Consider the following 6,405-nt stretch of genomic DNA (forward strand, 5'->3'; position numbering starts at 1 on the left):
GTACTCATAGTTAAACCTCCACGACTATTCTAAGTAGAGGTTTAGATTTTCACAGGATTTTTCTATCCATCGCTTAAACTATTTGATTCCATACGCTATGCGTATGGTTTTTATAGACAGACGTAGTCTGTCTATAATCAAAATGACCGTACTTTTTAAAGTACAGCTATTTTTTAGAAAGATTGAAATAAAAAATTAGGCGACTTAATAAAGTCGCCTAACTTGAAATTATTGATTGTTTTGAACGTAGTCAATCGCAGATTGAACAGTTGTGATTTTTTCAGCTTCTTCATCTGGAATTTCAATATCGAATTCTTCTTCTAAAGCCATTACTAATTCAACTGTGTCTAAAGAATCCGCACCTAAATCTTCAACGAAAGAAGCTTCAGGTTTGACATCTTCTCCTTTAACACCTAATTGTTCAACGATGATTTTTTTTACGCGTTCTTCAATACTCATTTGTTTTTCCTATGTTGTCATAACTCATTGCTGAGGGTTAGTAGTGTATGGATTTTTAATCGCTTTGCAACTTTTTGAGAGGTGGTAACACCACAAAAGCGCAAATAAAAAACCATACAGAAAAAATAGTTACATACCTTTACAATACGCATAAGGCGTAACCAAATCAGGTTGCGGGGCAGATTTTAACATTATCTAAAATCTTTGGCTATGATTTTATAAGGGAAATCCCCCCAGACAAACAGCGAGTGCCAAAGCACTAGCTCATATACAAGCCGCCATTGACATGTAATGTGGTGCCTGTGATATAGGCTGCGTCATCAGAAGCTAAGAAAGCCACAGCTTTTGCAATGTCTTTTGCTTTACCCAAACGACCGGCAGGAACGTTCGATAAGATCCCGGCTTTTTGCTCGTCCGTTAACACTTCTGTCATATCTGTGGCAATAAAACCCGGTGCGACCACATTGACAGTAATCCCTCGAGAGGCCACTTCTTTTGCCAATGCTTTTGAAAAACCAATGACCCCGGCTTTAGCCGCACAATAATTGCTCTGACCCGGGTTACCCATTGAGCCAACCACGGAGCCAATGTTGATGATACGCCCAAAACGTTTTTTCATCATAGAACGTAACATCGCTTTAGAAAGATGATAAATCGAGGTTAAATTGGTTTGCATAATGTCAAACCATTCTTCATCTTTCATACGCATAAGGAGATTATCACGGGTGATACCGGCATTGTTGACGAGAATATCAATATCCCCAAAATCGTTTTTGATTTGCTCTAATACCGCTTCAATAGAAGCACTCTCTGTCACATTTAATACTAAACCTTTACCTTTTTCACCTAAATAGGCCGAGATCGCTTCCGCCCCTTTTTCAGAGGTTGCCGTACCAATAACAAATGCCCCTTTTGATGCCAATTCTTCGGCAATAGCACGACCAATTCCACGCGTTGCCCCTGTTACTAACGCAATTTTATTTTGCATGTTTTCTTCCTTTTTACGCTAAAAATTCTTCAATGCTATTAAGTGAAGCAAGATCATTCACTGATGTCGCTTGTAGGTCGCCCACAATTCGCTTGGTTAAACCGTTTAACACTTTACCCGACCCTATTTCTACTAAAGCTTGAACACCCTCTTGGGCCATCTTTTCTACGGTTTCTGTCCAACGTACCGGGCTATAAAGTTGACGAATCAGTGCATCACGAATAGCAGCACTTTCTACTTCTTTCGCTACATCAACATTATTAATAACCGAAATTTCCGGCGTATTGATAGCCATTGCATCTAACGTCACAGCTAACTTATCCGCCGCCGGTTTCATTAATGCACAATGTGATGGCACGCTTACCGCTAACGGCAATGCACGTTTTGCCCCCGCTTCTTTACACAATGTAGCCGCTCGTTCTACCGCTGCTTTTGCACCGGCAATCACCACTTGTCCTGGTGAGTTAAAATTCACCGCAGACACCACTTCGCCTTCCTCTGCTTGCTGACAAGCCTTAATAATCGCCTCATTATCCAAACCAATAATGGCATACATTGCACCGGTGCCTTCCGGTACCGCTTGTTGCATGAGTTTTCCTCGTAATTCCACTAATTTAATGGCATCTTGAAAGTCTAATGCGCCCGAACAAACTAAAGCGGAATATTCACCTAAACTGTGCCCTGCCATCACTTCCGGTTTTAAATGAGGATACTTTTCTTGCCATACCCGATAGATCGCAACAGAGGCAGCCAAAAGTGCAGGCTGGGTTTGCCATGTTTTATTCAGTTCTTCAGCAGGGCCTTGTTGCACAAGTTGCCACAAATCATAACCTAATGCTTCAGAGGCCTGCTTAAATGTCTCCGTCACCACAGGATAGGCGGTGGCAAGTTCGCTTAACATTCCTACGGTTTGTGAACCCTGTCCAGGAAATACCATTGCAAATTTTTTCATTTTTTTCCTACTTTTATTTTTAATTGAAATATTTCTTTGATAAAAACCGGTATCCACGATGGTACATATTAAAAAGTGCGGTCAAATTTAACCGCACTTTCCAATAATTCCACGGCGATTCTAACAGAATTGTCAGAAACGCACCAATGCCGAACCCCAAGTCCAACCACCACCGAAAGCTTCCAGTAGTAACAACTGTCCGCGTTGGATACGCCCGTCACGCACAGCTTCATCTAATGCCACCGGCACCGTTGCCGCACTATTATTAGCATATTTATCAAGGGTAACCACCACTTGAGACATATCCATATCTAATTTTTTCGCTGTTGCAGCAATAATGCGCAAATTGGCTTGATGTGGTACAAGCCAATCCAAATCTTTTTTATCCAAATTATTGGCAGCTAGGGTTTCTTCCACCACATTAGAAAGTTCACGCACAGCAAGTTTGAACGTTTCATTACCCTGCATTTCAATATAGCCGGATTTTTCAACACCACGCTCAGGCTGTGGCAATACCAAGGCATTATGTTTATCCGCAGAGGCATGTAAATGGGTTGAAATGATCCCTTCTTGCTCACTTCCTTCTAAAATCACTGCGCCGGCGCCATCACCAAATAACACAACGGTGCTGCGATCCGTTTCATCTAATTTACGGGAGTTAAGATCTGAACCAATCACTAACGCTTTTTTTACTTTGCCGGTTCGGATAAATTGATCGGCGACACTTAATGCATAAACAAATCCCGTGCAGGCTGCGGCTAAGTCAAAGGAAATGGCATCATCAATCTCCAACAGACCTTGGATTTGGCAAGCGGCACTCGGGTAAGCGTGGGAGCTACTTGTCGTGGCGACAATGATAAGATCGATATCTTGAGGATGAAGTTTTGCACTTTCAATGGCATTTTTCGCCGCCTCAAAACCCATTGTTGCAACGGTTTCATCTGGCGCTGCAATACGACGCTCACGAATACCCGAACGGGTGACAATCCATTCGTCTGAAGTATCAACCATTTTTTCAAGATCCGCATTGGTACGGATTTGGCTTGGTAAATAACTACCGGTAGATAAAATTCTGCTATTCATAATCAATAAGTTAAGTCATTAATAACGGGCCAAACCCGCCAAAATTTTTTCAGGGAGTTTCTGACGGGCTTGGAAAGCGGCATCAGCAATAGCCTGAGCAAAGGCATTCACATTTGCACTACCGTGGCTTTTGACAACCACTGCGGTTAATCCAATTAGCGAAGCCCCATTATATTCATCGGGATTAATACGTTTTAAACGTTGATAACGGGTTTTAAATAAATAACGCATTCCCCAAAAAACAGGTTTTAAACAATAATGTTTAGACTGTCCTTTAAATAAAGATAAAACATTTTTGGCCGCCCCTTCTAGGGTTTTTAAGGCAATATTACCGGAAAAACCATCACTGACGATCACATCAGCTTTACCGTTTAATAATAAATCCCCTTCAATAAACCCGATATAATTCAGTGCAGTCGATTTTTCTAACAAATGGGCGGCATCACGAATAAATTGATGCCCTTTAATTTCTTCCACACCAATATTTAATAATCCGATTCGGGGATAAACTAAATTAAGGCGATGCTCGGCAAAAATGTTCCCCATTATAGCAAATTGATAAAGATTTTCCGCACTACATTCAAGGTTTGCCCCCAAATCCAACATCACCGATTTTTCACCGTCAATAGTGGGTATCATCGATATCAAAGCCGGTCTGACAATGCCTTTTAGGGGTTGCAATAAAATCTTTGATAGCCCCATTAATGCCCCGGTATTCCCTGCACTGACGCAACCTTGAGCAATCCCCTGTTGAACCGCCTCAAGCGCTAAACGCATCGAAGTATTTTTACTATGGCGGAGTGCGTAGGAAATGCCTTGATGATTATCAATCGTTCGAGTGCAATGATGAATTTGAATACGCGCTAAACTGGCTTTCGGAATATTTTCAAGAAAAGGGGAAATTTGCTGGCTATCACCAAACAAAATTAAAGAAAGCATTGGATCTTTTTCCAACGCCAAAAGTGATGCGGGGAGAGTAATACGGGGACCAATGTCCCCGCCCATCACATCTAACGCTAAGGTTAGACGGTTCAAGTGAATACCTATAAGTAAAAATTACTTATTAATCACTTTACGACCACGATAGTAACCATCAGCGGTTACATGATGGCGTAAGTGAGTTTCACCACTTGCTTTATCCACAGATACGGCAGCAGTAGTTAATGCATCATGTGAACGACGCATATCACGACGTGAACGAGATTTTTTATTTTGTTGAACAGCCATTGGCTATACTCCTAAATTTAATTTACTTTTGTTTTAAATTAGCTAATACAGCGAACGGGTTCGGTTTTTTTGCCAATTCTTCCGGCAATTCGCCAAAAACCTGTTCCTGCGCGGACACTTCACAGTGTTCAGATGAATGCTTTGGTACCAGTGGTAAAGTTAAAATTAACTCATCCTCCACCACACCAAGTAAATCTATTTCGCCAAATTCATTAAATTCAATCGGCTCATAAATTTCCGGCAACACATCAGCCTGATCCCAATTAGCCACTGGGCTGTAAAGAAAATCACATTCCAGTGTCTGTTTGAACGGTTTACCACAACGCTGACATTCTAACTCGACATCAACTCGGGCTTTCCCTTTCATCACCACTAATTTTTGTGGATCAATATAAAACGATAATGTTACCTGTGCATCGCTAAGCACATTTACCACGGATTCCGCTAACCGCACTAACTGATTAATCGCATAACAACCTTCATAATCAACACGTTGTTGTGCGCTTTTAACAGGATCAATGGTGAGGGGTAGTTTTACCTTTTGCATAGGGCGTGAATATTACCCCTTGTAAAGAAAATAGTCAAAGGGAAATCACACTTTTACACAATAAAAAACAAGCAAATTTTAGATAAAATTAACTTTTACAAGAATTCCCTTTTTTCATCGCTTTGCCAAAGTCATTTTTAGCATCAGGTTTTGAATAGTTATTCGGCACACCTTTTTGAATGGGATAAATCGAATCCATTTGCCATTGATTCCAACCGCCATCATAAACAACGGTATTCTCCCAACCTGCGAGTTGTGCCATAAACCAAGATACGCCTGCACGCCATCCTATTCCACAATAAAAAGCTAATTTGTCATTTTTTTCAATTCCTTGACCTTTCCATAAGGCAAAAATTTCATTTGGATTCCGTAATGTTCCATCAGGATCATAATAATCAGCCATATCGCTCCTTGAAGTTCGCCTTTTCCCAGAATATAGTTATAACCACTGGTTTTCCCTACATATTCATCCCCCCAATTACTGATTAACTTCAAGCTCTGTTGCTGAGCAGCGATAACTTTTTAGGGAGGACAATGTTAATAGAGGAATTAGCCGGAATTTTTGCTCCCAAAACAATTTTTGTTGCCAACATATTAATTGTGGTTTCTGTGGGGAAATCAACTTCCATCCAAGTCGAAATATTGCTGTTTAATACTCTCACATCTTTCATGCGAACCCGTTTCAACGCCCAAAAACATGACAGGCGGCTAATTGATTATCGGAATATAAAATAATTGTTTTATCGGCAGTGATCCCATTTTTTAATAAATGTTGTTCAATCACTTCCAGTGAGGATAAATTCTAAATCAAGCCGTTTTCAACCCAATCTGGATCAGAATCGTAAAAAAACAAGCTCTTATCTTTTGTGATACCTTTATCTGCCACGCAAGATTCAAATTTGTCCGGTGCAATGATATCCAACCACGTACAAGAAAATGATACTACACTCGGGATATACCCGCCACGCGTTGCGTTTTATCTTTGAACCCGTTGCAAAGGCTGTATTGACGAGAGTCAATAATCACATAATTCATAATTATTTAAATTATCTAAAAGTGCTTTGGTTTCAGTTTTTTTACTTAGTTATCATCACAGGCAGCGAATACAAATAATATACCGATGCCCAATAAAGTGCGGTTAAATTTCAT

General features: G+C 40.5%; 8 protein-coding genes. All 8 read right to left on the bottom strand.

Features of this window, described 5'->3' with window-relative positions:
• Positions 1-228 precede the first annotated feature (228 nt).
• On the bottom strand, positions 229-459 hold the full coding sequence (acpP, locus tag BKK50_RS11960) for an acyl carrier protein (RefSeq protein WP_077418425.1): 231 nt from the start codon (positions 457-459) through the stop codon (positions 229-231).
• A gap of 259 nt (positions 460-718) precedes the next feature.
• Positions 719-1,447 (bottom strand): 3-oxoacyl-ACP reductase FabG, encoded by a 729-nt coding sequence (gene fabG, locus BKK50_RS11965; protein ID WP_077418427.1) that lies wholly within the window; start codon positions 1,445-1,447, stop codon positions 719-721.
• A gap of 13 nt (positions 1,448-1,460) precedes the next feature.
• The gene (gene fabD / locus BKK50_RS11970; protein WP_077418429.1) at positions 1,461-2,399 is read right to left on the bottom strand and encodes an ACP S-malonyltransferase; all 939 of its coding nucleotides are present in this window, start codon (positions 2,397-2,399) and stop codon (positions 1,461-1,463) included.
• Positions 2,400-2,531: 132 nt separating this feature from the next.
• The gene (locus BKK50_RS11975) at positions 2,532-3,482 is read right to left on the bottom strand and encodes a beta-ketoacyl-ACP synthase III (protein WP_077418431.1); all 951 of its coding nucleotides are present in this window, start codon (positions 3,480-3,482) and stop codon (positions 2,532-2,534) included.
• An 18-nt stretch (positions 3,483-3,500) separates the two neighbouring features.
• A complete protein-coding gene (plsX, locus tag BKK50_RS11980; RefSeq protein ID WP_077418433.1) occupies positions 3,501-4,517 on the bottom strand; it encodes a phosphate acyltransferase PlsX in 1,017 nt (338 codons plus the stop codon).
• Positions 4,518-4,538: 21 nt separating this feature from the next.
• Positions 4,539-4,709, bottom strand: a complete 171-nt coding sequence (rpmF, locus tag BKK50_RS11985) for a 50S ribosomal protein L32 (protein WP_005544470.1) — start codon at positions 4,707-4,709, stop codon at positions 4,539-4,541.
• Between the two features lie 22 nt (positions 4,710-4,731).
• A complete protein-coding gene (gene yceD / locus BKK50_RS11990; RefSeq protein ID WP_077418435.1) occupies positions 4,732-5,256 on the bottom strand; it encodes a 23S rRNA accumulation protein YceD in 525 nt (174 codons plus the stop codon).
• A gap of 88 nt (positions 5,257-5,344) precedes the next feature.
• Complete coding sequence (locus tag BKK50_RS13005; protein ID WP_244149465.1) at positions 5,345-5,659, bottom strand: sulfurtransferase; 315 nt, start codon at positions 5,657-5,659, stop codon at positions 5,345-5,347.
• Positions 5,660-6,405: the final 746 nt, after the last annotated feature.

This window comes from Rodentibacter rarus (assembly GCF_001998965.1).
Classification (GTDB): Bacteria; Pseudomonadota; Gammaproteobacteria; order Enterobacterales; family Pasteurellaceae; genus Rodentibacter; species Rodentibacter rarus.

Excerpts from the sequence above, each read along its gene's own strand:
- acpP (WP_077418425.1), bottom strand. The coding sequence starts at position 459 with ATGAGTATTGAAGAACGCGTAAAAAAAATCATCGTTGAACAATTAGGT.
- fabG (WP_077418427.1), bottom strand. The coding sequence starts at position 1,447 with ATGCAAAATAAAATTGCGTTAGTAACAGGGGCAACGCGTGGAATTGGT.
- fabD (WP_077418429.1), bottom strand. The coding sequence starts at position 2,399 with ATGAAAAAATTTGCAATGGTATTTCCTGGACAGGGTTCACAAACCGTA.
- BKK50_RS11975 (WP_077418431.1), bottom strand. The coding sequence starts at position 3,482 with ATGAATAGCAGAATTTTATCTACCGGTAGTTATTTACCAAGCCAAATC.
- rpmF (WP_005544470.1), bottom strand. The coding sequence starts at position 4,709 with ATGGCTGTTCAACAAAATAAAAAATCTCGTTCACGTCGTGATATGCGT.
- yceD (WP_077418435.1), bottom strand. The coding sequence starts at position 5,256 with ATGCAAAAGGTAAAACTACCCCTCACCATTGATCCTGTTAAAAGCGCA.
- BKK50_RS13005 (WP_244149465.1), bottom strand. The coding sequence starts at position 5,659 with ATGGCTGATTATTATGATCCTGATGGAACATTACGGAATCCAAATGAA.